Origin of the sequence: Solwaraspora sp. WMMA2059 (genome assembly GCF_027497315.1) — a bacterium.
Classification (GTDB): Bacteria; Actinomycetota; Actinomycetes; order Mycobacteriales; family Micromonosporaceae; genus Micromonospora_E.
Genome location: NZ_CP114908.1, coordinates 3631976 through 3658416 on the forward strand (window position 1 = coordinate 3631976; position 26441 = coordinate 3658416).

General features: G+C 68.5%; 29 protein-coding genes and 4 CRISPR repeat arrays. Of the genes, 7 read left to right on the forward strand and 22 right to left on the reverse strand.

The features are described 5' to 3' along the window. Window position 1: 1 nt before the first annotated feature. The gene (locus tag O7553_RS16460; RefSeq protein WP_281550634.1) at window positions 2-2524 is read right to left on the reverse strand and encodes a hypothetical protein; all 2523 of its coding nucleotides are present in this window, start codon (window positions 2522-2524) and stop codon (window positions 2-4) included. A gap of 157 nt (window positions 2525-2681) precedes the next feature. On the opposite strand from O7553_RS16460, the gene O7553_RS16465 reads away from it, so the two are divergent. Both O7553_RS16465 and O7553_RS16470 read left to right on the forward strand, forming a co-directional pair. Then, window positions 2682-3809: an SAVED domain-containing protein gene (locus O7553_RS16465; RefSeq protein ID WP_281550635.1), complete on the forward strand. Its 1128-nt coding sequence runs from the start codon at window positions 2682-2684 to the stop codon at window positions 3807-3809. A 324-nt stretch (window positions 3810-4133) separates the two neighbouring features. Beyond that, window positions 4134-4388: direct repeats of the CRISPR family, unit length 36 nt; unit sequence GTCCCCGGACACACGAAAACCGCACCGGATTGAAAC. Between the two features lie 498 nt (window positions 4389-4886). Continuing rightward, window positions 4887-6098: a hypothetical protein gene (locus O7553_RS16470; RefSeq protein ID WP_281550636.1), complete on the forward strand. Its 1212-nt coding sequence runs from the start codon at window positions 4887-4889 to the stop codon at window positions 6096-6098. A gap of 212 nt (window positions 6099-6310) precedes the next feature. Here the strand turns inward: O7553_RS16470 and O7553_RS16475 are convergent, their stop codons facing one another. Continuing rightward, window positions 6311-6595: a hypothetical protein gene (locus O7553_RS16475; RefSeq protein ID WP_281550637.1), complete on the reverse strand. Its 285-nt coding sequence runs from the start codon at window positions 6593-6595 to the stop codon at window positions 6311-6313. Further along, the gene (locus tag O7553_RS16480; protein WP_281550638.1) at window positions 6595-6834 is read right to left on the reverse strand and encodes a hypothetical protein; all 240 of its coding nucleotides are present in this window, start codon (window positions 6832-6834) and stop codon (window positions 6595-6597) included. Before O7553_RS16480 ends, O7553_RS16475 begins: the two co-directional genes overlap by 1 nt. A gap of 266 nt (window positions 6835-7100) precedes the next feature. Between O7553_RS16480 and O7553_RS16485 the strand changes: the two genes are divergently transcribed. Beyond that, complete coding sequence (locus O7553_RS16485; RefSeq protein WP_281550639.1) at window positions 7101-8489, forward strand: IS1380 family transposase; 1389 nt, start codon at window positions 7101-7103, stop codon at window positions 8487-8489. 570 nt (window positions 8490-9059) lie between these two features. Here O7553_RS16485 and O7553_RS16490 read toward each other — a convergent pair. The 5 genes from O7553_RS16490 to O7553_RS16510 form a co-directional block, all read right to left on the reverse strand. Continuing rightward, window positions 9060-9251, reverse strand: a complete 192-nt coding sequence (locus tag O7553_RS16490) for a hypothetical protein (protein ID WP_281550640.1) — start codon at window positions 9249-9251, stop codon at window positions 9060-9062. Then, on the reverse strand, window positions 9251-9469 hold the full coding sequence (locus O7553_RS16495; RefSeq protein WP_281550641.1) for a hypothetical protein: 219 nt from the start codon (window positions 9467-9469) through the stop codon (window positions 9251-9253). Before O7553_RS16495 ends, O7553_RS16490 begins: the two co-directional genes overlap by 1 nt. 73 nt (window positions 9470-9542) lie before the next feature. Beyond that, a complete protein-coding gene (locus tag O7553_RS16500) occupies window positions 9543-9857 on the reverse strand; it encodes a DivIVA domain-containing protein (protein ID WP_281550642.1) in 315 nt (104 codons plus the stop codon). Window positions 9858-10086: 229 nt separating this feature from the next. After that, a complete protein-coding gene (locus O7553_RS16505) occupies window positions 10087-10281 on the reverse strand; it encodes a DUF397 domain-containing protein (protein ID WP_281550643.1) in 195 nt (64 codons plus the stop codon). A gap of 14 nt (window positions 10282-10295) precedes the next feature. Further along, a complete protein-coding gene (locus tag O7553_RS16510; protein WP_281550644.1) occupies window positions 10296-11156 on the reverse strand; it encodes a helix-turn-helix transcriptional regulator in 861 nt (286 codons plus the stop codon). A gap of 68 nt (window positions 11157-11224) precedes the next feature. Here O7553_RS16510 and O7553_RS16515 point away from each other — a divergent pair, with 68 nt between their 5' ends. Continuing rightward, complete coding sequence (locus O7553_RS16515; RefSeq protein WP_281555634.1) at window positions 11225-11407, forward strand: Scr1 family TA system antitoxin-like transcriptional regulator; 183 nt, start codon at window positions 11225-11227, stop codon at window positions 11405-11407. Between the two features lie 2 nt (window positions 11408-11409). Further along, window positions 11410-11607, forward strand: coding sequence for a DUF397 domain-containing protein (locus O7553_RS16520; protein ID WP_281550645.1), 198 nt, complete (start codon window positions 11410-11412; stop codon window positions 11605-11607). Window positions 11608-11750: 143 nt separating this feature from the next. Here O7553_RS16520 and O7553_RS16525 read toward each other — a convergent pair whose 3' ends face one another. The 11 genes from O7553_RS16525 to O7553_RS16575 form a co-directional block, all read right to left on the reverse strand. Continuing rightward, on the reverse strand, window positions 11751-11993 hold the full coding sequence (locus O7553_RS16525; protein ID WP_278114764.1) for a type II toxin-antitoxin system RelE/ParE family toxin: 243 nt from the start codon (window positions 11991-11993) through the stop codon (window positions 11751-11753). Next, window positions 11990-12289 (reverse strand): type II toxin-antitoxin system Phd/YefM family antitoxin, encoded by a 300-nt coding sequence (locus O7553_RS16530; RefSeq protein ID WP_281550646.1) that lies wholly within the window; start codon window positions 12287-12289, stop codon window positions 11990-11992. Before O7553_RS16530 ends, O7553_RS16525 begins: the two co-directional genes overlap by 4 nt. Window positions 12290-12368: 79 nt before the next feature. Then, window positions 12369-12659: a CRISPR-associated endonuclease Cas2 gene (locus O7553_RS16535; protein ID WP_278114760.1), complete on the reverse strand. Its 291-nt coding sequence runs from the start codon at window positions 12657-12659 to the stop codon at window positions 12369-12371. Further along, entirely contained in the window at window positions 12656-12934 is a 279-nt protein-coding gene (locus O7553_RS16540) for a CRISPR-associated endonuclease Cas2 (protein WP_281550647.1), read from the reverse strand. Before O7553_RS16540 ends, O7553_RS16535 begins: the two co-directional genes overlap by 4 nt. Before the next feature lie 5 nt (window positions 12935-12939). After that, window positions 12940-13932, reverse strand: a complete 993-nt coding sequence (cas1, locus tag O7553_RS16545; RefSeq protein ID WP_281550648.1) for a CRISPR-associated endonuclease Cas1 — start codon at window positions 13930-13932, stop codon at window positions 12940-12942. Further along, window positions 13929-14837 carry a reverse transcriptase domain-containing protein gene (locus O7553_RS16550; protein ID WP_281550649.1) on the reverse strand — a complete coding sequence of 303 codons (909 nt, stop codon included), beginning with the start codon at window positions 14835-14837 and terminating at the stop codon, window positions 13929-13931. The genes cas1 and O7553_RS16550 overlap by 4 nt, the downstream gene beginning before the upstream one ends. Before the next feature lie 306 nt (window positions 14838-15143). After that, window positions 15144-15610: direct repeats of the CRISPR family, unit length 36 nt; unit sequence GTCCCCGGACACACGAAAACCGCGCCGGATTGAAAC. Between the two features lie 43 nt (window positions 15611-15653). After that, window positions 15654-15890 carry a hypothetical protein gene (locus O7553_RS16555; RefSeq protein WP_281550650.1) on the reverse strand — a complete coding sequence of 79 codons (237 nt, stop codon included), beginning with the start codon at window positions 15888-15890 and terminating at the stop codon, window positions 15654-15656. Beyond that, on the reverse strand, window positions 15865-17133 hold the full coding sequence (locus O7553_RS16560; protein WP_281550651.1) for an IS4 family transposase: 1269 nt from the start codon (window positions 17131-17133) through the stop codon (window positions 15865-15867). Before O7553_RS16560 ends, O7553_RS16555 begins: the two co-directional genes overlap by 26 nt. 55 nt (window positions 17134-17188) lie before the next feature. After that, a CRISPR array of direct repeats spans window positions 17189-17585; the repeat unit is 36 nt; unit sequence GTCCCCGGACACACGAAAACCGCGCCGGATTGAAAC. A 165-nt stretch (window positions 17586-17750) separates the two neighbouring features. Further along, window positions 17751-18848 carry a ThiF family adenylyltransferase gene (locus O7553_RS16565; protein WP_281550652.1) on the reverse strand — a complete coding sequence of 366 codons (1098 nt, stop codon included), beginning with the start codon at window positions 18846-18848 and terminating at the stop codon, window positions 17751-17753. After that, window positions 18836-19369: a hypothetical protein gene (locus O7553_RS16570; protein WP_281550653.1), complete on the reverse strand. Its 534-nt coding sequence runs from the start codon at window positions 19367-19369 to the stop codon at window positions 18836-18838. Before O7553_RS16570 ends, O7553_RS16565 begins: the two co-directional genes overlap by 13 nt. Beyond that, window positions 19369-19986: an E2/UBC family protein gene (locus tag O7553_RS16575; protein WP_281550654.1), complete on the reverse strand. Its 618-nt coding sequence runs from the start codon at window positions 19984-19986 to the stop codon at window positions 19369-19371. Before O7553_RS16575 ends, O7553_RS16570 begins: the two co-directional genes overlap by 1 nt. 322 nt (window positions 19987-20308) lie before the next feature. Between O7553_RS16575 and O7553_RS16580 the strand changes: the two genes are divergently transcribed. Both O7553_RS16580 and O7553_RS16585 read left to right on the forward strand, forming a co-directional pair. Then, a complete protein-coding gene (locus O7553_RS16580; RefSeq protein WP_281550655.1) occupies window positions 20309-21457 on the forward strand; it encodes a hypothetical protein in 1149 nt (382 codons plus the stop codon). 332 nt (window positions 21458-21789) lie between these two features. Then, window positions 21790-22688: a CRISPR direct-repeat array (repeat unit 36 nt; unit sequence GTCCCCAAGCACACGAAAACCGCGCCGGATTGAAAC). 48 nt (window positions 22689-22736) lie between these two features. Beyond that, on the forward strand, window positions 22737-23597 hold the full coding sequence (locus O7553_RS16585; RefSeq protein WP_281550656.1) for a hypothetical protein: 861 nt from the start codon (window positions 22737-22739) through the stop codon (window positions 23595-23597). A 34-nt stretch (window positions 23598-23631) separates the two neighbouring features. On the opposite strand, the gene O7553_RS16590 is transcribed toward O7553_RS16585, so the two are convergent. The 3 genes from O7553_RS16590 to O7553_RS16600 form a co-directional block, all read right to left on the reverse strand. Beyond that, window positions 23632-24498: an ABC transporter permease gene (locus tag O7553_RS16590; protein ID WP_281550657.1), complete on the reverse strand. Its 867-nt coding sequence runs from the start codon at window positions 24496-24498 to the stop codon at window positions 23632-23634. Then, the gene (locus tag O7553_RS16595; protein WP_281550658.1) at window positions 24495-25499 is read right to left on the reverse strand and encodes an ATP-binding cassette domain-containing protein; all 1005 of its coding nucleotides are present in this window, start codon (window positions 25497-25499) and stop codon (window positions 24495-24497) included. Before O7553_RS16595 ends, O7553_RS16590 begins: the two co-directional genes overlap by 4 nt. A 62-nt stretch (window positions 25500-25561) precedes the next feature. After that, window positions 25562-26407 carry a DUF4097 family beta strand repeat-containing protein gene (locus tag O7553_RS16600; RefSeq protein WP_281550659.1) on the reverse strand — a complete coding sequence of 282 codons (846 nt, stop codon included), beginning with the start codon at window positions 26405-26407 and terminating at the stop codon, window positions 25562-25564. Window positions 26408-26441: the final 34 nt, after the last annotated feature.

Consider the following 26441-nt stretch of genomic DNA (forward strand, 5'->3'; position numbering starts at 1 on the left):
CCTATTCGGGTCGGGTGTCGACGATGGTGCCGAGCCTGTTGCCGCCCAGGCCGGGCAGGCCGGGTCGGCCCGCCTGGCCGGCGCGTTCGGCGCGCCAGGCCAGCTCGGTGTGTTCGGTGTCGCGCAGCCGGCGTACGTCGGCGCGCAGCTCGGCGAGCAGGTCGGCCAGCCGGGGGCCGGCGCCGGGGCGGTCACCGAAGGTGCTGCGGGCGGCGGCGGCCATCGCGGTGAGCAGCCCGCTGACGGTGCGCTGCGCTCCCCCGGTGCGCTCCACGATCAGCGGCTCCAGGTTGAGTGGCTCCGGGGCGAGCGGCTCCGGGTTCAGCGACTCCGGGGTGTCGCCGTCGGCGCGGCCGTGGCCGTGGCCGTGGGTGATCGGCAGTCGGTTGCGGATCTCGTACAGCGGTCGCAGCACCTGCCGCCGGGTGGCTTCCTTGAGCCGGTTGGCGTCGATGGAGTGTTCGGTGCTGGCGCAGGCGCCGATGATGGCGCGCATGCCGGTGGCGACGTCCCGGTCGACGTCGGGCAGCGCGGCCCACACGTCGATCCGTTCGCCGATCATCCGGAAGGTGCAGTCCTCGGTGGTGGTGACGTCGGCCTGCACCGGCACCGGCCAGCGGCGCAGCCGCCGGGTGGCGCAGCGCAGCGCGTCGGACAGGCTCACCGCGCGGGCGCTCAGCGGCTGCCCGGTGGCGAGGGTGCCGAGCAGCCGGGCGGCGGTGTCGAGTTCGGCGACGTCCAGGGCGTGGCTGGCCGCGGCGAGGATGGCCAGGTCGGTGCCGAAACGCAGCGGCAGCCGGTGGGTGCCGGCGTCGAGCACGCTCCGGTCGCGGGTGACGAGCTGCCGCAGGAACAGCGGGATTCCCCGTACGGCGGCAGCCTGCTGCCCGGCGGCGAGCAGGGTCAGCACGTGCTCCTTCGGCCCGGTCGGGATCAGCACGATCGCCCCGGTGTCCGGGCCGACGTGTTGGCGCAGCAGCTCGGCGGCGGCCGGCTCGGTGAACGCGGCCGGGTCGTCGGCGGCGACGCCGAGGTCGGCGATCGGGGCGGCGACGGCGGTGTGCCCGGCGGCCCGCAGCCGGTCGGCGGCCTGGCGGGCGTGCGGGTAGGTGCCGGCGGCGGTGCCGAGGATCAACGCCTTGACCGGCACCGGCTGGCCGGCCGGCACCCCGAGGTAGGTGCGGACCGCCGGGTCGAGGTCGTCGCGTCGGTCGGGATCGGCGGCGGCTTGGACGATCTGTTCGACGATGTACGGGCTGCCGTCGCGCGACGGGTTGCCGACGACGCTGAGGTACCAGACGGTGTCGCCGGGCACCAGGGTCAGCGATCCGAGCCCGGCCGGTGCGTTGTCACCGGCTGCCGGCACGCCACCGGCGGTGGCGGCGGCCGGGGATCTGTCGTGTTGGCGCAGGTGCCGGCGCAACGCGTCGAGCATCGGCGGGTCCGGTGGTTTGAGTTCGTGGGCGCTGGCTTTGCCCATCTCGTTGAGCTGGTGCACGATCTGCGAGGCGAGCCACCGGCCGCTGGGCGCGGCTTTCGCCGCCCGTACCGCCGGGTCTGCGTGCCCGGCGCGTTGCTCGCGGATGACCCGCAGCATCGCCCCGAGGGTGACCGGGGATCGTTTGGCGTGCTGTTCGGCCCAGGTGAGCAGGTCCAGCGGGGAGCCGTCGGCGGCGCGCAGTTCGTGGTAGCGCTGGGCGACGTAGGCGCGGACGGTGAAGCCGCTGCTGCCGTCGCCGCGCATCAACGCGGCAGCCATCACGGCCCGCATCCGGTCGGCGTTCGGCACGACGTACGCCTGCCCGAAGTGATCAGCCTCCGCGTCCACGACCCGCCGCTGCTCAACCGTCAGACTCAGCTGACCCGCATCGGCGAGAGCCCGCAGCAGATCGTGGTAACGCCAGCGACGCAGCAACGGCACCACCGGGTCGACCGGCAACCCGACCGTCGGGTCGTAGACGGCGTGCCGGGGCGCCACGGTCGGCCCGATCCGGATCAACGACCACGGCAACCCGGACGTGATCACCGCGTCGAGCGCGCCGAGGACGGTCTGGGTGGAGCCGCTGCCCCAGACGACGTACGCCCGGTCGGTGCCCGGGTCGGCGTGGGTGTCGAGGGTGCGGGTGACGCCGGTGGCGATGTCGGTCTCGTCGAGGCTGTCGCCGTGCATGACGGTGACGGCGGCGATGGTGCCGCCGTACAGGTCGGGCTGGTGGCGGACGGCGCGGTCGATCGCGGCGGCGATGGCGGCGACCCGGGCGGTGGTCGCGAGGATCAGGTGTACGGCGGTGCCGGCGGTGTCGGGGTCGGCGTGCAGGGCGGCGAGGGCGGCGGCCAGCGGCGCGGTGTCGCCGGTGGTCTGCGCCGGGGTGCGTAGCCGCAGGATCCGCCGGGTCTGGTCATCGTCGTCGGGCCGCTCGTCGAGCAGCCGCAGCAGGTCGGTGGCGCCGGCGCTGTCGGGTGGGGGTACGCCGAGGTCGGCGTGCCCGACGGCGTGCAGCACGAAGGAAACGCGAGGGGACACGGCCCGTCCAATCGAGGGGGTGGTCGGGGGGATGGTGCCGAGCCGATCAACGTTACTCAGTGGATTTGTCACGGGGCAGGCGGTGTCGGGTATCCGATGGCAGCCTTGCCCCGGCGGTGGGTTCCACAGTGGCGCGGCCGGCGTCGATGATGGCACGGTGACGGACGATCGCTGGGACGGCCCGGGGTTGACGGTGTTCGGCTCGGCCACCGGTGGTGACGGCTGGGCGGGCCGGGCCGGCGGCGGGTCGGGCGGTGACCGGGGCGGCTGGGCGGGCGGGCTGCGGGCGGCGTTGTCGGACGGGACGGCGGCGGTGGCGGTAGGCGGCGCGCTGGCCGGCGGGTTCGGTGTCGAGGCGGCCAAGTCGGTGATGGTCGGTGAGGCGGCCGGCCGGTGGTGGTTCGTGGTGGGCTGCCTGGCCGGGGTGGCGCTGCTGGTGGCCGGGTTCGGGCTGCGGGAGCGGGCGTACCGGCAGGTGCAGGTGGGGATCGTGGTGACCGCGCGCGACGTCGGGCGTGGGCTGGCCAAGGCCCGGCAGTACGAGCAGCAGGCCGAGGAGTTCAGCCGGTCGACGTGTGCGGTGACGGTGGCGACGGCGGTCACCTTGTCCGGTGATCCGGTGGTGGACAAGTCTCGGGTCGAGAAGTTGGCGGATGAGACGTTCAACGCGTTGATACTGGCGCAGCGGCTGACCCCGGAGGCGACCCGGGTCAATCTGATCCCGACGATGCCGCTGCATCTGGCGTTCTGGTTCGGGGCCCGGCTGGGTCACACCCATTCGCGTGAGGTGCGGGTCCACGCCGTCCGCCAGGCCGACGGCTCTCCCCCGTATTTCGCGGCGACGGCGTTACGGGCCACCGAGTCGGCGGCGGCTCCGCTGACGGCGAGCCTGGAGGTCGTGGCGGGCGGAGATCCGTCGCGGGCGGCGCTCGCGCTGGATCTGCAAGGCTTCGGGCACCAGTTCGCCGATCCGGTACGGGAGACCTGCCGACAACACGGCATCGGTCACCTGCTGGTGCTGCGCAGCGCGGGTTCGTTGCTGGTCGAGGACGCGGCCACCTATACGGGCGTTGTGGAGCAGGCCCGCCGGGAGTGGCTGGCCGCCGCGTTGCCGAGTGCCGCCCGCACCGGCCGGTACGCGGTGTTCCTCAGCGGCTCGGTGGCGATCTCGCTGGCGTTGGGTGCCCGCCTGGCGGCACCGGATCCCGGGCGGTGGACGGTCTTTTCGTTCGACCGGGACACCCACTCGTACCAACCGTTTCCCTTGCCGGAGCCGACCCGGTGAGCGACAATTTCCACATCGGCATGTCGGCGACTACCGGACGGGAGGTGAGACAGCCACGCCGGGCCAAGCGGCCTCCATCGAGGACGGACAACACATCGATGTACGCAAGATTAGGTGCCGGAGTTGCGATGAGATGTCGATTGCGGCAACCTCCGACACGCCCGGGATCCGGGGGAGGTTGGCGGAAAGATCCCAAAGTACGCCCGAGCTGCGAAAACTCACCTCACAGAGATCATCTGGACCGCCACCAAGATCACGATGATCATGAGGTTGCCCTCCGAGCCACCTGTTTGCCCAGCTCAGACCGCCCGGCATTTCGGACACGGTCCCCGGACACACGAAAACCGCACCGGATTGAAACTGGCGTAGGAGACGAACTCCCAGCCAATACGGTCAAGTCCCCGGACACACGAAAACCGCACCGGATTGAAACTGTTCCAGTCGAGCTTGTTGCTGACCTCAGCTAGACGGTCCCCGGACACACGAAAACCGCACCGGATTGAAACCTGAGCAGCGGCCTCACACACCTGTTTGAGGTTAGGGGTCCCCGGACACACGAAAACCGCACCGGATTGAAACCGTCAACTTTAGACATTGCAGAGCCCTTCTTGAGGCTGGGGGAAGGGTTACCACAACACGCCCGAAGGACACGGCAAGCGGAGGCGGGCGGGACCCGGTCGGTCATGCCGATGCCCAGCTGCTCGTCGACTTCGGCGGATCAACCGGGTCGACTGGCGCGTTCAACCCCACCCGGCTGCCCTGCGACAGCGACAGCACATCCATCGATTAAAGCCGATCGCATCGGTGAGGCGAAACCATCGCCGAACTGGCCGCCCCACGTCACCAACAACCGGCTTTCTTCTAATCCAGGAGGATACAATCCGTTGAGTGGTATCGATGCCCGACTCGGCTAGCCACCCACGCCAAACGTAAGAATTTGCGCATTTCACCACAAAGCATTTCGCAGTCGCATGTCAGACTGATAACCGTCGCCGCACGCTACGATATGTATAGTCGTCACCGAACATTGTTCGATGTGGCTGCGCACAACTAGTTTCGACGAGGAGAGCGGCGTCAGTGCAACCATATCCACCAATCTACCCCTCAGACCCTACCCGTCGACGTTCCCCAGGCTCCGCGCGTGCGTTTTTTTTGTGGACCTTAGTATGGATATCATTCGCCATCTCGGCAGCGCTTTTCCTCGCGACCACACTTGGTTGGTCAGGCAGAATTTCTACAATCCTTGCAGCCAGCCAGGCACTTCTGGGCGCCATACTCACAATACCAGCTAGGCGCTCTACAGATCTTGGTCTTGGGCTTAAGATCCTGTGCCTTCTCTTAACCCTTTTATCACTCAGCGTGGCCTTATTTGCAACGTGGACGTTTCGAGACACTCCCCCCGAGCTGGGGCCACTAAGACCACCGGAACAAAGGACAATTAGCGACATAGTCAGTGAATGCGGCACGCCTTCAGTAAGAGTTCTTACCGAAACGCCGACTGTAGACTATAAGGCAAGAGCCGTTTTTTCCTCATCCTCAGGAGGCGGCGACCTTGTGGCGGTGCTTATAGACCCAAACGTATATCCAGACCCAGATGCAAACGACTTAAGGCTTGATGTCATTGGGTGCAACGGAGACGAGTGGGAAAGAATATTTTCGCACCCGATCGAATCCCGCGGATGTGGCTACTTCAAGCTGCAAGTCGTACAATTGAGGACGCATAGCGAACAGGAAATCGTGGCCTCGAGAACGTGTGGTAGCGGCGGATTTCTGAGCTTCAAGATTCTCGGTTTCGACGAGAGCTCGCGAGAATTTGAGATTCTACATGAGAAAAAAGATCTTCAAAGTGGAGAGGTGGCACAGAGGGCCGACCATATTGTTATTGTAAATAGCACGGAAGTTCGTGGCCTAAAGTGGATCGGGAACAAATTTGTCGATATCGGAATTTTACCTGAACCCCCTCCGCTAGAGGGTAAACAAATTGCCTATTGGTGGAAGGGAGATAAAGGATACGCCGACATATTGCGAGTAAATGTGGAACCCCACGAAAGGATCTACCTTGTTTGGGACAGAACGCGCGATACCTCAAATTACACCACACCAAGAATTCTAGCCGATAGCGTTAGCTACGAGCACGGAATAACCGCCGGTCCGCCACCATTTTCGTTCCTCACGGACGACAGCGGCCAGAGTTACTTGGAAATATCTTCTTACAATGTTGAGGTAAATATTCGAATCTCGCCCGACGGCGATCACGCTCACGCCATCATTATCACCGCCGCATCCTGATTCGCCTTTTGCCATCCAGAAATTACGCCGATAAATACCAAGCCCGGGGCGCGTGCTCTGCCGCTGCGACACCCTGACTGTGTAGGCAGCGGTGGACACCGGGCCGAGCGGCCGTTCGCGTGCTCGGGGGCGGACGTGGGGGCGTCACCGCTCGTCGGGTGCCTGGTGCCCGGCCGCCCACCAGGGCTGCAGCGGGTACGCGCCCCGGGGGTCTACGGCCGCTCGGTGGCCGGGAAGTCGACGCCGTTGGGTGGCTGCCGGCGCTGCACCACACCGGCGCGGGTCAGGGCTGACTTGTAGACACCGATCGCGGCCATCCGCCCGTCCCGCCCGGCCGAGGTGATCGTGGCGAGGATGCCGACCACCGGGGAGTCTGCGTCGTCGAGGCCGTACCGGATGTCGGAGACCCGGACCGTCATCGACCGGTCGCCGAACACCCAGTCAGCCTTACCGAGATGCAGCGTGTCGCCCACCCGGATTAGATCGCGGTCGGTCATCAGTCGGCCCGCCCGTCGTGGACGTAACCGTCCGGCCAGAGCCCGGCGTACTGCAACACCGCCCGCACCCGACGCGCCTTGACCTGGTCCCAGCGGTCCAGCACCGTCAGCGCGTTGGTGAACGGCTGGCAGAACGCCGGCATGTCACACGCCCGGCATTCGGCCAGCCGACTCGGCATGTGCTCGGCGACCGTCTCCCGCGCCTGGGCCAGCACATCCGCGTCCGGCCGGTTCCGCATCGCCGCCGCCATCCCACGAGCGGCCAGCGACCGGAAACGCGGATCACGCCCGATGTCCGTCTGCCCCGGCGTCCGTCGCGGCAACGGTGGTCGATCCGGCGTCGGACCCGAGTTGACCCTGACGTGCGGAGCCAGGTGGTGTCTGTTGCCTCGATCCACCGATGAAGGTCGGACCGGCAGGACCCCGGCTATAGAAAGTGCCCTCTGAACTGGAAGGATAGGAGTTCTGACGCTTCTATCGCTCGGTTCGAGAGGGCACCTCGCAGGTGAGAATACGCCAGGACGCGCCGGTGGTGCGCGCGACGTTCGACGATCCGAATCTGGTGTCGTGTGCCGGTCTCGTTCCGGTGATGCGCCTGGCCGAGCAGGCCGGTCTGCATGACGCGGTCGCCGACCGGGTGCGGCTGCCGACGGACAAGGGCGCGAACCCCGCCGGGAAGGTCGCCACGGTCGTGGCGGGGATGCTCGCGGGCGCGGACAGCATCGACGACCTCGACATCGCCCGGCACGGTGGCATGCGGTCGCTGTTCGGCAGCGTGTACGCGCCGTCGACGCTCGGGTCGTTCCTGCGTACGTTCACCCACGGGCACGTACGGCAGTTACAGGCCGCCGCCCGCGACACCCTGATCGGTCTGACCGGCCGGGCACCGATCCTGACCGGCGCCGACACCCTGTGCTTCGTGGACATCGACTCCATGCTGCGGCGGGTGTACGGCAAGCAGAAGCAGGGCATCGGGTTCGGCCACGCCAAGGTCGGCGGCTACAACGTCTACCTGCGCGGCTACAACCCCCTGGTCGCGACGCTGTCCACCCCGCTGTCCGCGCCGGTGATCGCCGCCACGAGGCTGCGGTCGGGTAACGCCGGCTCGTCCCGGGGCGCCGCCACCATGATCGCCGAGGCCATCACGACCGCCCGGGCATGCGGCGCTTCGGGGGAGATCATGGTGCGAGCGGACTCGGCGTTCTACGCCAAGACGGTGATCAGCGGCTGCCGGCGTCGTGGCGTGCGGTTCTCGGTCACCTGCCGCATCGACCCGAAGATCCGCGCCGCGTGCGACGGCATCGCCGCCGACCAGTGGGTCGACATCACCTATCCGCAGGCCGTCCGGGACGAAGACGCCGGCCGGTGGATCTCCGACGCGCAGATCGCCGAAACCACGTACACCGCGTTCGCCGGCACCCGACACGAGGCGACCGCCCGGCTGATCGTGCGCCGCGTCCGCCGCGACGACCCGCAACAGATCCCCGGCCAGGACGAACTCCTACCGACCTACCGGTACCACGCCGTGTTCACCGACAGCCCGTACACCCTCGTACAGGCCGAAGCCCAGCACCGGCAACACGCGATCATCGAGCAGGTCAACGCCGACCTGATCGCCGGCCCCCTCGCCCACCTGCCCTCCGGACACTTCAGCGCCAACGACGCCTGGCTGACCTGCGCCGCGATCACGCACAACCTCACCCGCGCCGCCGGACACCTCGCCGCGGGCACCTGGTCGACCGCCAGACCCGCCACCATCCGGACCCGGATCATCACCGTCGCAGCCCGCCTCGCCCACCGGGCCCGCACCATCCACCTACACCTGCCCGAGTACTGGCCCTGGCAGGCGGCGTTCGACAACCTGTTCACCGCCGTCCAGCCGGCACCCGGCTGACCACACCCCACCAGCCGAAACCAGGCGGCCCGACCACAGGCCACAATCCCGTTCCACCCCGAACACTCACCCTCGGAGCAAGCCGATCACGTGATCGGCGACTCCCTCACGCCCGCCGCACCACCCAATACAGAAATGATCAACCAACATTCAGCGGCAACCGCGTCGGTGGATCGAGGCTGTTGGCGGGGCCTTGGTTCCTGGTCACGTTTCCCTCCTGAGAAAGTCGTGTAGTAGCCCTCTTCGTACTTCCTATGTGGATCGGTCAGGCTGATCCCCACGTCCGGCCACAGGTCAGGCAGCGACGACCCCGCGAGGCTGGCCACAAGCAGGGAGTCGGTACGAGGACGTCAGTGCGGCGGCGGAGTGGTGGTGAGTTCGCCACATTTGGGGCACCAGCGGCTCTTGACCCGGAATGAGAACAGTCCAGCGAGGTAGCCAAGCACCGTGGCGCTGGTCAACGCACAGATGTCCATGATCGTCTGCCTTCTCTCGTAGCAGTGCGGGGGTAGGGTCGGACCGGTGGTTGCCGCCATCGGCCCGACCCCAGCTCAACAAGGGCATCGGCGCTCAGCCTGGCGGCCAGATCGACCGTCGTCGCCACCGCCGCCGGGGCGGTTTCTCCTCACGGTGCTGCCGCTGGTGCTCGCGCACCCGCTCTTCCCACGCCTGCTGGTCGTGGTCGTCCGGGTCGAACGGGTACCAGCGGTGCGAGCCGTCCTCGAAATGCATGTTCCCGTCACCAGGCCGGATGACCGACATCAGCGCCACCACCCGATGAACGGCGAGTACAGGTAGCCGCATCGGTAGTCGGGCAGGTCTGCCATCGCGTCCAGCAGGCACGTCGCCATGTACACCGACAGCGACACCACCGCGCCCGCGTACTCGGCCAACAGCTCCCGCCGCCGCGTCTGACACGGCCACGGCAAGCCGCAACCAGCGCACATCCAGGTCGGGCGTACGGGACGGTGCAGCGTCATCCGAGCCTCCTCCAATCTGGACCTGGGACGTAGGCGAGCCGAAGCGCACCCCAGGCGGGGCAGGGTTCGACGCTCACCACCGCCCCCGATTCGGTGGGTAGCGCGCTTGACCGGCGCTGCCCGCCGACGGATCCGGCCAGGGCGGCGGGTCGTTGAACCGGCAGCCGACGTGCCGCTGCCGCCACTGCCGGAGACCTTCGCGGAGGCGTTCGGCCTCGGCCCGCTCACCGGCCACCAACCCGGCCAGCCGATCCAGCTCATCGGCGACCTCGTGCAGGTACGCGTAGACCTCCTGCGGGTCCAACCCGCGCCACCGTCGGCTGAACCGGACCGCCCTGACCTGCCACGACTCGGTCTGCCCGGCTGTCGCGCCGCTCTCCGCCGTCACCGCGACCGCCACCTACCGACCACGTCTCGCGGACGAGACGACGGCAGACCGAGAAACAGTGTCGCATCTGTGGAATGTTCCAGCATCGGCACTGTTACAGGATGCATCCGGCGGACACCCGACGCAAGAGGCATCCACTACCGTCTCCCCCACCCGGACAGACGAAAGCGGTGCCCGGAATAACCCGGACACCGCTCGGTGTGGCCTCAGCCAGCTGCGTTAGCGCAGGTCACCCCCGCCCGGCACGCAGACTGTGGATCAACGAGGCAAACGACGTACGACTGAAATCAAGGACCGGCCCCGCCGGACCCGCCTTGCTGTCCCGGACGCCCACCCGAGCATCCGTGACGTTCACCTCCACGCAGTTGTCGTCGCCGCCGGACCGCGTGGACTTGCGCCAACCTGTGGCTGGAAAGCTGCTCATGCTCTCGATTCTCCTCACCGACCCGCCCCAGCCACACCCCGGAGCAGCCCGGCGCTGTCCTCAGCCGGCAACGCCGACTCCCACACCCGACCGAACAGGTCCGCATAGGGCGCTACCTCATCCGGCTCGGTATAGACCAGGTCGACCGTTTCGGTGTCCACCGCGACCGCATCCGGATCACCACCACCGAACCGGTACACCGTGAACGGCGACCTCGGCAACCAGTAGTCCCGCAGCTCAGCGCCCTGCGGCAACACCCGCACCAACACCCGCCCGGACCCCTCGGCCAACGTCGCCAGGTGCAGCAACTGCTCCCGCATCACCTCCGGCGGCGCAGCCGGCCGCCGCACCGCGACCTCCTCGACCACCACCTCGTACCGAGGACCGTCCGGCCGTGCCAACATCCGCTGCCGCATCATCTTCGCCTCCACCGTCCGATCCAGGTCGGCCGACGGCAACCGGGCCTGCTTGAACGCCAGCTCCGACCGCGCCCGCGTGTACGCCGGCACCTGCAACAACCCCGGCACCACAAAAGACTGGTACTCACGGATGCTCACCGCACCGTGCTCCAGATTCGCGTAGACCGCCTGACGCCGACCCATCCCCGACCCGTACGACTCCCACCAACCACGCTCGGCGGCGTCGTTCGCCATCCGCACCAGCTCGTGCCACCGCTCACCGTCAACCGACAACGCACCCAGGATCGCGCTCACATCCGACACCGACGGCACCCGATCCGCCGTCTCGAACCGGGACAGCTTCGGCCGCGACATCTTCGCCGCCCGCGCCAACTCCTCGGCGGTCAGCCCGGCCTCCTCCCGAAGCCGCCGCAACTCCTTCGCCAACCGACGCCGACGCACCAAGGGACTACTCAACCCCGCACCCCATCCGTTCCACCTACCAGCAATGTTCCACCACTCGGCAACGAGCGAACTTACCGGCAATCACGGGCAGCCGACACCCCAGGAACCTCAACGTGGAGACCCTCGCCGACGCCGCCTACCTCGACGGCCCCGACGCGGTCCGGGCATACACTCGGCTCTGGGAAGGACTCACCGCCGCCGCACTCGGCCCGGTCGAGTCCCGCGCCCTCATCCAACGGATCGCTGACGACACCGGAGGCTGATCATGAACACGCCGCACCCCACCTGGCGCAAGTCCAGCCGCAGTGACAACAACGGCGGTGCCTGCGTCGAGGTCGCCAGCCTGCCCTCCACCGCCGCAGTCCGCGACAGCAAAGACCACACCGGCCCGGTCCTCACCTTCACCACCACCGGATGGAGCGCCTTCATCCACGCGGTCAAGACCGACGCGTTCAACGCCTGAAGCAGCCCGCGCCCGTACGGCCATCGGCGGTCGAGACAGCCGGAAGTTACTCGGCCACACCTGTCCGCAGAAGGTGCTGCCCGACCGGCCATCGGTCCCGACCCCGTCGCGGCCAATGGCGGCGTACCCGCTGTCAGGCTGATTCAGGAGTAGACATCCTTGCGGTGGCCGACCGCGTGGATGATCAGGTCGTCGCCGTCGATTCGGTAAAGGACCCGGTAGTCACCAACACGCAGCCGTCGGCCCGATCCGTCACGGAGCTCGGTCGAACTTTGCGGCAGAGGATCGGACACCAGGTCAAGGATCGCGCCGAGGACCGTCAGGAAGACGTTGCGCGGCTGCTTGTGCAGCCAGACCAGCACGTCCCGGTCGACTTGGACCTTCACGCCGCCGCACCGTCGGTGCGGTCGGTCAGCAATGCTTCGACTTCACGAGGATCGACCCCGAGCGATTCCAACGCCGCCGACAGCGGCACGAACTGCCCCTCGGCACGGGAGCGGGCGATCACCGCAGCGTCCTTGCTGTCCCGGAACGCTTCGAGCTCTTCCCACTCGTCGATCCCCACCAGTACGGCCACCGGCCGCTCGTACTTGGTGATGACGACCGGCTCACGGGTGCGCTCGACCGACTCCAGCACCCGGCCCGCACCATCGCGGAACTCCCGCAGGGTGATCCTCTCCATGCACGGACTGTACCACGCGGTACCGTACCGCCTTACTTGGCGAGATACACCCGTCCCCGTTTTGGGCAGGTGTTCACGTTCAGTGGGCGGTCCAGCCGGGTTGGCGGGTGAGGCGGTGCGGCTGGCGGGCCGGCAGCCACCTGGCCCGGCGGGCGCAGTCGGGGCACGGGGCGTGGCCGTGGATCCGGTCCGCCGGGCCGGCGACCGCGGCCAGGTCGGCGACGACCCGGGCCGCGGTCAGGTTGACCTCCGGTGGCACCAGCCACCCGCTGTACTGGAAGCGGTCGGCGATCGGGCCGAGCCGGGCGCGTACCTCGGCGCGGCGGCGGTCGTTCACGATGTCGTAGACGACGAGCACCGGCCGGTTCACCAGCCGGCCCAGCCCTGCTCGGGGAGGACTTCCAGCGGTACGCCGTACCCGGCGGTTTCGCAGTCCGGGCAGGACGGCAGGGCCAGCAGGTGCCCGCCGCCGGTGAACCGTTCGGCGCTGGCGGCGAGCAGCCGGTCCAGGTGCGCATCACCGATGTGGATGGTGAAGACGCTGTACAGCACCCGTACCCCGTGGCGGCGCAGCAGCGTCGTCAGCTGCCGCCGGTCGCGGTCGTCGGGCAGGTCGAAGGTGACGGTCCACCAGCTGGGCTGCATGACGGTCACCTCCAGCGGAACGGCCGGTACTGCGCCTGCTCGTCGAGCAGCCAGCCGCGCAGCCGCAGCGCCTGGCGGCGTACCAGTTGGTGGTAGGTCGGCTGGTCGGCGGGTGCCGGCCATTCGCGGGCCGGCATGGCCAGCCTGGCCTGAAACCGCGAGATCAGCGCGGACGTCGCGCCGGGTGTCAGGTGGGTGCCGTCGAAGTCGGCATCGGTCACGGTACGCAGACCGAGCATCGCCAGTACGGTGTTCTCCAGCAGCGCCGGCCGCCACTCCTCCATCAGGTCGAAGGCGAGCGTGGGCCGGCCCCGGCTCGGGGTGTGCAGGAACGACAGGTACGGGTCGAGCCCGGCGGCGAGGATCGCCCCGTGCACGGTTTCCCGCAGCAGCGCCGAGCAGTAGTTGATCAGCGCGTTGATCACGTCGCGGCGGCTGCGGTCGCGGGCGGCGAAGCCGTACTCGGCCGGGGTCATCACCCGGATCGCGCGGAAGTACGCCCCGGCCGCCGCGCCTTCGATGCCGATCAGTTGCGCCAGGTCGGTCGCGGCGCTGGCGGCCTGCTCGAACTCGGCGAGCCGGGTGACCGCCGCCCACACCGTCGCCGGGTCGCCGCTGCGCTTGGCGCGGCGGCGCAGCAGCGTCGCCTGGTTGGCGATCTTGGCAGGGATGACGGCGCGGGCCAGGTCGAGCCGGACGGCCGGGTCGCGGTGCCGGTCGAGTTGACGCAGCCGGGCGGCGATGTGCCCGGCGGTGGGCGGTTCGAGCCGACCCAGCGGTCGGCCGTTGCGGCTGAGCAGGATCAGCGGGATGTCGTGGGCGAGCATGCTGTGCATCGCGTGCGGGGTGACGGTCACCCGGCCGGTCGTGACGACCTCGCCGACCATGGTCAGTGGCGCGGAGGCGCGCAGCACACCTTCGCGGTGCACGACGAGCCGGCCGTCGCGCCGGCCGAGGACGCAGTCCGGGCCGATCACGTGGAACGCCTTGCCGATCATCGCCGGCTCCCGTTGCTGGCCGGCAGCTTGCCCCGCTGCGGCGTGTTGAGCAGCGGGTGGGTCCAGTCCGCGTTGGGCTGCTCGGGCCGGCCATGCTCGCCGTCGAACACCCAGCCGAGCATGCTGAACCCGGCGTCGAACGTGGTGATCTGCGTCTTGCCCGGGTGCAGCCGCAGGTTGAGCGCGGCCAGCTCGGCACCGATCTGCCGGGCGCCGTTGACCGCCGCGTCGAGGTCGAGGCAGAACAGCGCCAGGTCGTCGGCGTAACGCACCAGCCGGCCGTGCCGGCCGTCCACCCGGGCGTCGAACTCACGCAGGTAGAGATTGGCCAGGGTCGGACTGACCGGCGCGCCTTCGGGAACACCCCGGACCCGGGTACGCAGGCCGGCGGCGGTCAGCATCGGCGCGGTGAACCAGCCGCGTACGATCCGGCTGACCGCCGGGTCGGCGAGGCTGCCGCTGACCATCTCGTGCAGGAGCTGGTGGTCGACGCTGGCGAAGAAATCCGCGATGTCCGCGCGGACCACATAGCGCAACCCCTTGTCCCGGTACGCGAGAGCCATCGTCAACGCGTCCACCCAGGAACGACCCCGCTGGTACGCGAAACTGACCTCGGCGCGGCGGGTCTCCCACCGGTCGCCGGCGACGTGCAGGAAAGCGCGCTGGGCGACCCGGTCGGCGACGGTCGGAATGCCCCGGTCGCGGCGCTCGCCACCACGGTTGACGGTCATCAGTCGAAGGGGTTGCGGAGTGTATTCGCCGCTGCGCAGCAGCGCGGACAGCGACTCCAGCCGTGGCCCGAGGTGATGGGCGAACTCGGCGACGGTCACGCCGTCCGCTCCGGCGAGTGCGGTGCCGGCGGCGACCCGCGACCACGCGGCCCACAACGTCGGCTGGTCAGACATCCGACTCAACAGCCGGGAAGGAGAGGTATTCATGCCGAGATCGGACGGACGAACTCCGATAGAATCGGAGGCATCGACGTCACCGCCGAGATCAACAGGAGCTTATGTCCGGAAATGCCCTTTGCGACAACCCCCGACACGCCCGGGATCCCGGGTAGGTTGGCGGAAAGATCCCAACGTAAACCCGAGCTGCAAAAACGTGCCCCATGGAGATCACTTGAGGCTCCCCCAAGATCATGATCAACAAGAGGTTGCCCCCGGAGCACCATGTTTGCCCAGCTCAGACCACCCGACATTTCGGACACGGTCCCCGGACACACGAAAACCGCGCCGGATTGAAACTTTCCTCAACCGGGGGCCGGTTGGGAGGATTGAGGTCCCCGGACACACGAAAACCGCGCCGGATTGAAACCCAAGCGTACAGGCTTCAGCGCTGAGGGGTACGCGTCCCCGGACACACGAAAACCGCGCCGGATTGAAACTGGAACTTACGGAACGCTCCCATGATTTTCCCCTCGTGTCCCCGGACACACGAAAACCGCGCCGGATTGAAACCTTCTTGTAGTGCAAATTGCAGAGTCTCATCTTGCAGGTCCCCGGACACACGAAAACCGCGCCGGATTGAAACTTCGAGTGCTGGCGGGCGAGGTCGCCGATGTAGGCGAGTCCCCGGACACACGAAAACCGCGCCGGATTGAAACCTCCGGAGTCGGCTCCGACTGCCCCTGCGATGATGTGTCCCCGGACACACGAAAACCGCGCCGGATTGAAACCGTGGTACAGAAACATCACGGTCGGGCCGTTAGGCCAATACCGTCAACTTAACGTGTCTGGCCTGGTCAGGACCCACAACCTGATCTTGGTGCGGGGTGGTAAGGGTTTCTTGTAGTCGTCTGTCTGGCGGGGGTAGCGGCGTCCGGGTTGGCGTTGTTGGCGGGCGAAGCTGCGGATGCGGGGCGTGGCCGGTAGGAGGTTGCGTTCGTCGGTGATCTCGTAGATGACGTCGGCGACCAGATCGGCCAGGTCGTCAGGGGGAAAAGGCCGCGTCGTCACTGACGTGACGCGCGGCTGCCTGCACGGTGCGGGTGAACGATATGCGGTCGGGGTCCAGGTCGGCGTGTTCGGCACCGGCGACGATCAGCGCGCGGATGGCCTGGTAGACGCAGAGCAATGCGTAGACCTCCTGGTAGACCAGGTCCGGGCGCCCGGACCGCAGGACGACCTCGGCGCCGCCGCGCAGCCGGGTCTCCACGTCACCGATCGCGGTCTCCAGGGTCCACCGCTCGTGGTAGAGCTCGGGGAAATCCCGCAGGGGGTAGGCGTCCGGGTCGAGCAGGGTGGTCACCAGGCAGAACAGTTCGCTGACCTCACGGTTGCCGTGCTCGTCCGGCTCGGATTCCACCGTGTACCCGATCACCCGGACGCTGATGCCGGGGATCTGCTCAGGGGGTACCTTCGTCTTGCGGCGGCGCAGCCGTCGTGCCTGTTGCGGGTCGGCGATCCTCGACACATACGAGCCGTCGGCCAGGACCTGCAGCACCGGCAGGTCCACCCCCGCCTTGACTCGCAGTACCGCGTGCGCGTTGGTGGCCACGATCGCGGTCAGGTCCTCGTACGACAGGAAGTTACGGTCGGCCACGACCACGTCCCCGGTTCCCAACCGTGGCCACAACGTGCGGGCCAGGTTCTGCTCCCCGGTGGCCAGCACGCCCACGGCGGCGCCTTGCAGGCAGCGGGTACCGACCTCGGCCAGCGCCACCACCCGGACCTGCGGATACCCCACCGGTCCGGCCGAGTTCGAGGGCATCCCGAAACGCGCCACGTTCTCCGGCGTCCGAGCCACATTCATGGTGAACCCGTCGGCGGCCAGCTTCCGCAACCCATGGAAGTACGCCCACGGCGCCGCGGCCGCGTCGGTCACCATCGGCCGCATCGAGGTCGCCAACACCCCCTGCATCGCCTCCGGCCCCAACCGCACCCTGGCCTTGGCCAGCGCCGCCGCCGACGGCTGCATCCCCACCTGCCGCCGCATCCGGTACCGCCGGGCCCACGACAGCCCACCCAGCAGCTTGTTCCACACCTCCACGTACGCGCTGTCGAGAAACAACACGCACGCCATCACGTAGTACGCCATCAACCGAGCCGGCAGCAGCCGATGCCGCTGCTCCCGCGCATCCCACTCCTCGATCGCCAGATCCACCGACTCCGGCGGGAACGCCGCCGTCAACACCCCGACCCCCACCAGATCCGGCAACCGAACCCGCGACCCCGCCTTGACCTGACCAGCCCTCGCCACGAGCAGAGATCATAGACCGCCCCACACTAAGTTAACGGCATTGGGCCGTTAGGCAGTCCCCGGACACACGAAAACCGCGCCGGATTGAAACCTGTCCACCTCCGCCTGCGCTTCATCCTTACCTTGTCCCCGGACACACGAAAACCGCGCCGGATTGAAACTTGAGGGCCGGGTTGCAGACAACGCTGTTACCGTTCTGGTCCCCGGACACACGATAACCGCGCCGGATTGAAACCACTCCAACCGGAGCGGTAGGTGTGCGGTGCAGGGGGTAGTCCCCGGACACACGAAAACCGCGCCGGATTGAAACGGGACAACCAGTGGCCGCCCGGTGAGGTGGCTGGTCGTCCCCAGACACACGAGAACCGCGCCGGATTGAAACTTGCAACCAAGCGGCTCTATCTGGTTGGCCTTGAGTCCCCGGACACACGAAAACCGCGCCGGATTTGGGCAAGCACAATGCCCATCGTGGTGTCCACGAGTGGCATATCACGACGGTGCAGCATTGATCCCCAATGCACCGCAGCGCGTGATCCCGTCAGGGGAGAAAATCCCGTGACGGGATCACGCGGGGTCGCATTGGGTCTATCGAGAGCCGGCGTCAGGCGGGGCTGGGATCAGGTGTCGTGGTGGCGGGACTCGTTGCGCGGGGCTGGTACGCCGGGTGACGGATATCGGGATGGCTGGGTGTTCGGGCTCTGCGGTGCTCCGGCAGCGTCGTGGACCGCTGGTGGCGCGGTCGTCCGGGCCACGGACGGTGGGCCGGCGGCGTCGCTGAGCCCGCGTGGCGAGTCCGGCCCGCACGCCAGGCACTCCGAGTCGCGGTCGGCGTCCAGCACCGTCGTTTCGTTCGCCGTCGCGTCCACCAGCAGGTACCGCACCGGTGGCCGCCACGGCGAGACATAGTTCAGCAGCTCGCCGACGGCGTACCCGGCGATGATCTGGTTGAGGAAAACCACGCTGGGCGTCGGCTCGGCCGGATCGTCGACCCGGTAGCCGGCCGCCCGGCGCGCAGCAGCCAACCCCGGGTCAAGCTCGGCATCCACCAGACGCGGGTCGTAGCCGGACAGGCAGAGCAGGCACGGGCCACCGGGGCGGACCACCGCCAGATGCCCGCCGGCTTCCAGCCGTACCCGGGAATTAGCTTCTTGATTGTGGTCGTCGGACGGCTCCGGGCGGGGTGCCGGTCCCAGCTCGACCCCGACGTCGAGATAGCAGCGGGCGTACTGTACGGCCAGCCGGTTCAACGCCCAGCGTGGCGCGTGCCCGTCGACCGCGCCGACGATCACCTCGGCCGGGCGCACCTGCTGCCAGACGACCGGGTCGAGGATGCTGCCGGCGATGCCGCGTACCCGTACCTGCGGGTTGATGGTCCGGACCGTGCGGGCCGCGACGGTGACCTTGGTCGCCGCCCGCGCCACGTCGGCCGGCTTCGCACCGACCAGACGGTTCAGGTTGGTGGCGGTGACCGTGTCCGGGTCGACCAGCAGCAGCCCACCCACCCCCAGGTGGGCCAGCGACTGGACGACCTGGCTGCCGACGCCGCCGAGGCCGACCACGGCGACGGTCAGCTCGGCGAGCCGGCGCTGCGTGTGCGGGCCGAACGCCCGCACCTGCCGGTCGTAGCGGTCCGCCGGGTTCGGCCCGGTGGCACCGGCCTGCGGGTCCGGCCCACCGGCCGGTGCGGTCAGGACCGGTGTGGTCAGAATCGGCACAGTTTCACCTCGGTCAGGTCGTCGTCGCCGAGCAGCACCAACCGGTCGAGCATCCGCAGCGTCCCGTCGTCCGGGTCGGTGTACGCGCCGGCCACCGACGCCTGCCCGAGCACCAGCGACGCCACCCCGACCGGCGGCGCGGCCGGCATCCGGTCGAGGAACTCGGTGTGCGTCTGGCGCATGTTCTCCACGTCGAGGCCGGAGAACCTGACGGTGTCGTCGGCGAAAGGATGGCTGTGCACGTCGACAAGGGACAGGCCGGTCTCGAAGCAGGCGATCAGCACCTCCCGGGTCAGCCAGGCGGCGACTTCGATCCGTACGCCGTTCTGCACCGACAGCGCGTCGTCCGGGATCGGGATGGCCCGGGTGACCAGCAAGTCGGTGACGGCTCCGGTGCCCCACGGGTCGGTCCACCGGCCGGCGCGGGCCAGCAGGTAGGCGCCGCGTTCGTCGTCGCTGTCGCGCAGATGCCGCCGCACGGTGTCCCAGGTGCCGTGGCTGATCCGCAGCACGCAGGTCATCAGTCGACCGTGCCGAGGTAGGTGCGGATCGCCTCGACGTAGCTGACCAGCGAGTCGAAGCGCGGATCCCAGTTGCGTTCCGGGTCTTCCAGGCAGTACCAGCGGTAGCCCAGCTCGGCGTAGCGGTTCTTGTAGGCCGAGAAGTAGTGCGCGGGTTGCACGAGCGCGCGGCCGTCGCGGCGGCGCAGGTGGTCGCCGAGGAAGAAGCCGTCCGGGGCGGTCTCCGGGTAGGTGGCCGGCGGCACGATCAGCACGGTGGTACGGTCCGGCTCCCAGTGCGGCGGGAGCCGGAACTCGGGGATGTGCAGCCAGGATTCGTCGTCGGCGACGGTCAGCCCCGGGTACGCGTACGCGAGCTGGGCGGCTTCGTGGCGGATGCGCAGCCGCCTCGGGTCGAGCGTCGTCATCGCCTTGGAGTGCCGGGCGTGGTGGGTGAACTGCTGCTGATCGGCGACGCGGATCCGCTGGTCGTCGGGGACGATGACGTTGCGGTCGTCGTCCTGGCGGACCAGGACCCGTTCCTGCGGCAGGCCGGCCGCCCGCTTGATGTCGCGGCCGGACAGCATGTCGTCGATCACCGGTACGTCGACCCCGTTGATCCTGATCGTTTTGCCCATGTCGTCCTCCGGTTGCCGGGGTTGCTCCTACCTGGAACAGATGGACGAAGTGGCAGCGCAGTCCACCAGCTGGACGTGTGTGGACGGTCACCGGCTTTGGATCGGCCTCCAGTTGCTACCATCGAGTAACTACACGTATGGTGTTCGCATGAGCACCAGGAGTTAGCCTCATTGGCTGCCTCGCTCCCCGTCCACGGTCCTCGGGCCGGCGCCCTGGGCGGTCGCTCCCCACCACATCACGACACCGGTGTCGTCCGGCGGGCACCAGCCCGCCTGCTCATCCACCCCGCTGTTCTCCTGCGTCGCAACGGGAGGCACCTCGATGGACACTGCACTGCGCTCACCGGAAGACCCGCAAGACACGTACGCCTTCTTCTTCCTCGCCGTCGTCCGCGCCATGACCCACCACCTGGGGATGGTCATCGCCCGCACCGTGCACGGCACCAGCCACTGCGTCGACAGCCCGCACGCCGCCAACCGGTGGCTGCACCTGTGCGCCAACTGCGCCGACGTACGCGACGAGCACATCCGCCGCCAGTTCGACCGACTGCGGCGCAACGCCACCGACCACGGCACCGCCGGCGGCAGCGCCCGCACCGGCGTCGGCGGCCCCAGCCGGATCGAGGAGATCAACCAGGTGGTGTCCTTCCTCTACGGGCCGCACGCCTCGACGGTCGACCCGGACGCCGCCGGCGCGGACCTGCTCCGCTACGCCCACCACCCGGACCGGGCAAACGCCGACGTCGCACCGTGGCTACGCGCCATCTACTGGCAGTTCGTGCACCAGGACCAACGCCAGGCCATCGCCGAGCTGCGCCGCCGGTCGGCGACCGCGCGCGGCATGCACGCCCGCCCCGAACGCGACCTCACCACTGCCCGCTGGGCAGCGCCGCTGGCCAACGACCCGGTCGGCCTGGACCTGCTGATCAGCTTCGTGATCGGGCTACGCGACCAGGTCGCCGACCCGTGGCGGATCCCGCACGCGGCGGCCAAGCACGGACTCACCGACCAGCAGGTACGCCTGCGTCTGACGGCGGCCGTCGACCTGCTCCGACGGATCAACCCGAGCTTCTACGAAGCGAACGTCGCCGCCGCGCTGCACCGTCGCGCCGACCGGCTCGACCCGTGCGACGACCTGCCGGGTGCTCGGACAATCCGCGGCACCGCCCCGGGCGACCCGGCCGAGCGGTACGCCGACCCCGGCGACACTCCCCAACGGCGTCGCCGCCGCCAGGTGCTGCTGCGGCTGTTGGCCAACCCGGCCGTACGCCGCAGCGGGCTGCCGAAGCTGCTCGCCGAGATGTGCGATGTCGCGCTCGAACGATCCGCCGTCGACCTGGAGAAGTCCTGCGCGCGACGACTGCGACTGCCGGCCGGCACAGCCCGTCGGCGACTGGAAATCCTCGCGGTCCTCGTCGCCGGTGCCGGTGTCGAGTGGCTGGACGATCTCCTATCGGAACCGCCCGGATAGTCCGGGTATCCGGGGAGTGGGTGGGGCGACGGAAACCCACCGCCGTCCCACCCACTCCCCTATTCCGTCACTGTGGACGAGCGAATAGACTGGAGCCCGGCAGGCCCACCAGAGCCACCCAGGGAGGTGATTGGTCCGGAATGCCCGTTGCGACAACCCCCGACACGCCCGGGATCCGGGGTAGGTTGGCGGAAAGATCCCAAAGTGAACCTGAGCTGCGAAAACATGGTCTTCGGAGATCATCTAGCCACTCTCCAAGATCATGATCAACAGGAGGTTGCCCCCGAGAGCCCCTGTTTCCGCAGGTCAGACCGCCCGACATTTCGGACACGGTCCCCAAGCACACGAAAACCGCGCCGGATTGAAACTTGAGTTCCTCAGGAGTGGACTGCGTGTACAAGAGGTCCCCAAGCACACGAAAACCGCGCCGGATTGAAACTCGAACCGAACCTTGACAGTGAGGGTTTGTACCCCAGTCCCCAAGCACACAAAAACCGCGCCGGATTGAAACTCGCCCTGCGGCAACCCCAACTCCGCCCCCAAGGAGGTCCCCAAGCACACGAAAACCGCGCCGGATTGAAACCTCCCGCCCTGGGGACGGGGTGCAGTTGACTTCCTGGTCGTCCCCAAGCACACGAAAACCGCGCCGTATTGAAACTCCAGCGGCGTGCGGTGGTACGGAGCTTCGAACGGTCCCCAAGCACACGAAAACCGCGCCGGATTGAAACCCCGCACTTGTACTCCGCCAGAGGCCTGTTGGGCATGTCCCCAAGCACACGAAAACCGCGCCGGATTGAAACCAGTCGAGCTGGAGGGCGGTCATTCCCGCCCTCCAGTCCCCAAGCACACGAAAACCGCGCCGGATTGAAACATACACACCTTTCGGTGTTAAGAGGCTTCGGGACTAGTCCCCAAGCACACGAAAACCGCGCCGGATTGAAACTGCCACCGTCCGCAGGGCGGCGGCGGCTATCAGCAAGTCCCCAAGCACACGAAAACCGCGCCGGATTGAAACCAGCCCCGGCGGGCCGCCACCACTACCCATAGTCCCCAAGCACACGAAAACCGCGCCGGATTGAAACTTCCTCCGGGCCCCCCTCTTCTTCCGAAAAGGCATTAGTCCCCAAGCACACGAAAACCGCGCCGGATTGAAACTCCCACGTGCACATACTTTCACCTCCTCTCTATATAGAGGGCCCCCGAGCACACGAAAACCGCGCCGGACTGAAACCTGGTCACCAGATTCAGTTGACCTGCAGCTCTACTCACTGGACACAAGGTGAAGATCACTTATTTGATTCTTGCGACGCTGGCCGGTCTTGTCGGCGCCGTATTCGGTTCGTGGCTGGGCTGGCAGACGGCACAGCCGACCATCGACACGGCGGCAGCCCGACAGGTGGCCGCTGTCGCGTTTCCCGGCGTCGAGGCGGGTGAGCCGACCCGAAACGGTGACCGGCACGGATTTCCGCCGGCTGTCGACAGTGCCTGGACCCTGCTCGTCGGAGGTGACGGCTACGTCGCCGGAACCGTCAGGGTGCCGTTGCCGTTCGGTCCGGCGTCGACCTCCGACGGCCGTCTGGTCGGCGAGGCGGTCGACCGGCTCACGGCTGCCGGTTGGGATGCCGAGCGATTCCGCGCCAGCGGCGACTACGACGCTTTCACGGCAACCCGGGACGGTGTCGCCGTGCGTCTGTCTGCGCGGGACGCCACGCGCTTCGTGATCGACGTTGGCCGCGCGCGGCCGTGGTGGGTCTGGCCGCTGGCGGTCACCGGATTCCTCGTCGCCCTGATCACCACGTTGCTTGCCCTCCGGCAGCTCGATGCGCACACCAGCGGACGCGCCTGGGTCCGGGTCGTCGCCGTCTCCTTGCTCGGAGCTGCCGCCGTCTTGATCCTGCCCGCTCTGGCGGTGGGTGGGCTGGCCACCAGTCATGCAGCGATCACCGGCGGCGACCCGTGGGCGCCGCCGTGGCTCGGCTTCACGATGGTCGGCCTGCGCCCGATGGCGTGGCTGGCCGGGCTGCTCACCGTCACGGCGGTCCTCGTCGCCGCTGTGCCACCGACGCGAACGCCGGCGACCGCCCGGACACCGGGCCGGGGACGCCGTACCGCAGAAGGGTCTGATCCTGCTGCGGCATAGTTGTGCCGCAGCAGGCATCAGCCACAGTCAGGGTTCAGGGCTCGCGGTTGAACAGCCGTTTCGACCAGAGGTATCCGCCGAGCGCGATGGCCGCGCACCAGGCGAGCGCGATCCACCCGTTTCTGCCGACCGGTTCGGCCATCAGCAGGCCGCGCAGGGTTTCGATGATCGGGGTGAACGGCTGGTACTCGGCAAACCAGCGCAGCCCGGCCGGCATCGAGTCGGTGGGGACGAACCCGCTGCCGAGCAACGGCAGCAGGATCAGCGGCATCGGCAGGTTGCTGGCGGTCTCGACGCTGCGGCTCACCTGGCCGAGCGCCACGGACAGCCAGACGAGCGCGAAGGTCACCACCAGCAGGAAACCGGCGGCACCCAGCCACCCGACCGGCCCGGCGGTGGGCCGGAAGCCGACCAGCAGCGCGACGCCGATGACGACCGCCACGCTGACCGCCGCCTGGATCATGCTGCCCAGGACGTGTCCGGTCAGCACCGAGACGCGGGCGATGTGCATCGTACGGAAGCGGTTGACGATGCCTTCGCTCATGTCCATGGCGATCGATATCGCCGTCCCCTGGACGGTGGTCGTCACGGTCATCAGGATGATCGCCGGTGCCACGTAGTTGACGTACGCGGCGCGCCCGCCGGCCCCGCCGCCGGGGAGCGCCCCGCCGGGCAGCGTGGCGCCGAGTTGACCGATCCCGGCGCCGAGGGTGCCGCCGAACACGTAGATGAACAGCAGCAGGAAGACGACGGGCATCCCGACGAGCGTCACGGTCATCGACGGGTAGCGCAGCATACGTCTGAGATTGCGGCGCAGCATCGTCGCCGAGTCGCGCAGCGGGTGGGTACGCAGGCCAGCGGCGACGGCGGTGGCCGGGCCGGTCAGGGCGTGGGCGCTCATCGGGTGGTCACCTTGTCGTTGTCGGTGGGTTCGCCGGTCAGGGCGAGGAAGACGTCGTCGAGGTCGGGGGTGTGTACGGACAGTTCGTCGACTTCGACGGCGTGGTCGTCGAGCCGGCCGATCAGGGTCTTCAACGCCTGCAGGCTGCCGTCGCTGGGCACCCGCAGGGCGAGCGGGTCGGGGTCGCGGGTGACCTGACCGAGTGAGTGGGTGGCCTGGCCGAGCGCTCCGGGTGTCTGGCCGAGGACGCGGGTGGCCGCGTCGAGGCGTCGCTGGTCGGCGAAGCGCAGCCGGACGTGCCCCCCGGGGATGCGGCGTTTGAGGTCCTCGGCGGTGCCCTCGGCCACCACCCGCCCGTGGTCGAGCAGCGCGATCCGGTCGGCGAGTTCGTCGGCTTCGGCGAGGTACTGGGTGGTCAGGAAGATGGTGACGCCGTCGGCGACCAGGTCCCGGACGATCTGCCACATGGTGCGCCGGCTGCGCGGGTCGAGCCCGGTGGTCGGCTCGTCGAGGAAGATCACCCGGGGGTCGCCGACCAGGGTCATCGCCAGGTCGAGCCGCCGCCGCATGCCGCCGGAGTAGGTCGACACCGGTTTGCCGGCCGCCTCGGTCAGGCCGAACTGGTCGAGCAGTCCGGCGACGCGCCGCCGCCGGTCGGCCCGGCCGAGGTGGTGCAGGTCGGCCATCAGCCGCAGGTTCTCCGCGCCGGTGAGCAGGTTGTCCACCGCCGAGAACTGGCCGGTGACGCCGATCGTGGCGCGTACCGCGTCGGGGTCGCGGGCGAGGTCGTGCCCGGCGACCCGGACGTCCCCGGCGTCCGGGCTGATCAACGTGGACAGGATCTTGACCGTGGTGGTCTTCCCGGCGCCGTTCGCGCCGAGCAGCGAGAAGACCGTTCCCGCCGGTACGTGCAGGTCGATGCCGTCGAGTACGACGTGATCGCCGTACGCCTTGCGGAGCCCGGTGGCGGCGATCGCCGGCCAGGACTGAGTGGAGGTCATGGTGTCCTTTCCGAGGACCGCAGACGGCTCAGGAGCGCAGGTGGCTCAGGAGCGCAGGTGGCTCAGGAGCGGCGGATGGTGATGTCGCCGTAGGAGACGCGGCCGCGTACCTCGACGGTCTCGTCGGCGTCGTCGGGTCGGGTGGCGGTCTCCAGCAGGTTGTGGACCTTCCCGAAGTCGGTCTTCACTTCCAGCCAGGCGGCGGTGCCCTCGGCGATGCCGACGTCCAGGTTGCCCATGGCGGTGCCGAGCACGACCGAGCCGCGCGCCACCTCGCCGAGGCGGATGCTGCCGTTGGACGTCTTCGCGTCGACGCCGGCGCCGGCGCGTTCGACGCGGATGTCGCCGTTGGCCGCCCGCACCCGTACGTCGCCGGTGACCGCGTCGATCGTGGTCTCGCCGTTGGAGTTCTTGACCACGGCGGTGCCGTCGATCTCGCCGAGCTGGATCTTTCCGGAGCCGGTGGTGATCCGGGCGTCGCCGGTGACGCCGTCGACGGTGACATGGCCGGCCGAGGTGTCCACCCGCAGCGGGCCGGTCAGTTCCAGCCAGGCGTTTCCGGCGGCGGTCCTGACCCGGCACTGCCCGAGTCGTCCGGTGCAGCGGACGTCGCCCAGTTGCGTCTCGGCGGAGACCTGGGAACCGCTGGGCAGTTGGATGGACACCTCGACGGACCGGGTCCGGCGGGAGAAGTCGAAGGCGGGTGATTTCGGGGCGGTGATCCGCAGTGTGCCGTTGGCGTAGTCGACGCGTACCCGGGCGGCGGCGGCCACGTCGGAGTCGTCGGCGTCGTCGCTCGGGCGGACCTCGACGACGGTGTCGGTGCGCTGGGTCGCGGCGATCTGTACGTTGCCGCTGACGAGTTCGACGGCGACGGAGATCGGTTCGGGCGTGTCGAAAGTAGGCATGGTTGTCCCCGCATCATGGGTTGGTGGGTCGTCC

What these genes read in the sequence shown, in the direction of transcription:
- O7553_RS16580 (WP_281550655.1), top strand. Translation starts at nt 20,309, where the DNA reads ATGGACACTGCACTGCGCTCACCGGAAGACCCGCAAGACACGTACGCC.
- O7553_RS16595 (WP_281550658.1), bottom strand. Translation starts at nt 25,499, where the DNA reads ATGACCTCCACTCAGTCCTGGCCGGCGATCGCCGCCACCGGGCTCCGC.
- O7553_RS16480 (WP_281550638.1), bottom strand. Translation starts at nt 6,834, where the DNA reads ATGCGGAACCGGCCGGACGCGGATGTGCTGGCCCAGGCGCGGGAGACG.
- O7553_RS16490 (WP_281550640.1), bottom strand. Translation starts at nt 9,251, where the DNA reads ATGTCGGTCATCCGGCCTGGTGACGGGAACATGCATTTCGAGGACGGC.
- O7553_RS16600 (WP_281550659.1), bottom strand. Translation starts at nt 26,407, where the DNA reads ATGCCTACTTTCGACACGCCCGAACCGATCTCCGTCGCCGTCGAACTC.
- O7553_RS16550 (WP_281550649.1), bottom strand. Translation starts at nt 14,837, where the DNA reads ATGTCTGACCAGCCGACGTTGTGGGCCGCGTGGTCGCGGGTCGCCGCC.
- O7553_RS16530 (WP_281550646.1), bottom strand. Translation starts at nt 12,289, where the DNA reads ATGGAGAGGATCACCCTGCGGGAGTTCCGCGATGGTGCGGGCCGGGTG.
- O7553_RS16495 (WP_281550641.1), bottom strand. Translation starts at nt 9,469, where the DNA reads ATGACGCTGCACCGTCCCGTACGCCCGACCTGGATGTGCGCTGGTTGC.
- O7553_RS16520 (WP_281550645.1), top strand. Translation starts at nt 11,410, where the DNA reads ATGAACACGCCGCACCCCACCTGGCGCAAGTCCAGCCGCAGTGACAAC.
- O7553_RS16590 (WP_281550657.1), bottom strand. Translation starts at nt 24,498, where the DNA reads ATGAGCGCCCACGCCCTGACCGGCCCGGCCACCGCCGTCGCCGCTGGC.
- O7553_RS16475 (WP_281550637.1), bottom strand. Translation starts at nt 6,595, where the DNA reads ATGACCGACCGCGATCTAATCCGGGTGGGCGACACGCTGCATCTCGGT.
- cas1 (WP_281550648.1), bottom strand. Translation starts at nt 13,932, where the DNA reads ATGATCGGCAAGGCGTTCCACGTGATCGGCCCGGACTGCGTCCTCGGC.
- O7553_RS16505 (WP_281550643.1), bottom strand. Translation starts at nt 10,281, where the DNA reads ATGAGCAGCTTTCCAGCCACAGGTTGGCGCAAGTCCACGCGGTCCGGC.
- O7553_RS16540 (WP_281550647.1), bottom strand. Translation starts at nt 12,934, where the DNA reads ATGCAGCCCAGCTGGTGGACCGTCACCTTCGACCTGCCCGACGACCGC.
- O7553_RS16570 (WP_281550653.1), bottom strand. Translation starts at nt 19,369, where the DNA reads ATGACCTGCGTGCTGCGGATCAGCCACGGCACCTGGGACACCGTGCGG.
- O7553_RS16575 (WP_281550654.1), bottom strand. Translation starts at nt 19,986, where the DNA reads ATGGGCAAAACGATCAGGATCAACGGGGTCGACGTACCGGTGATCGAC.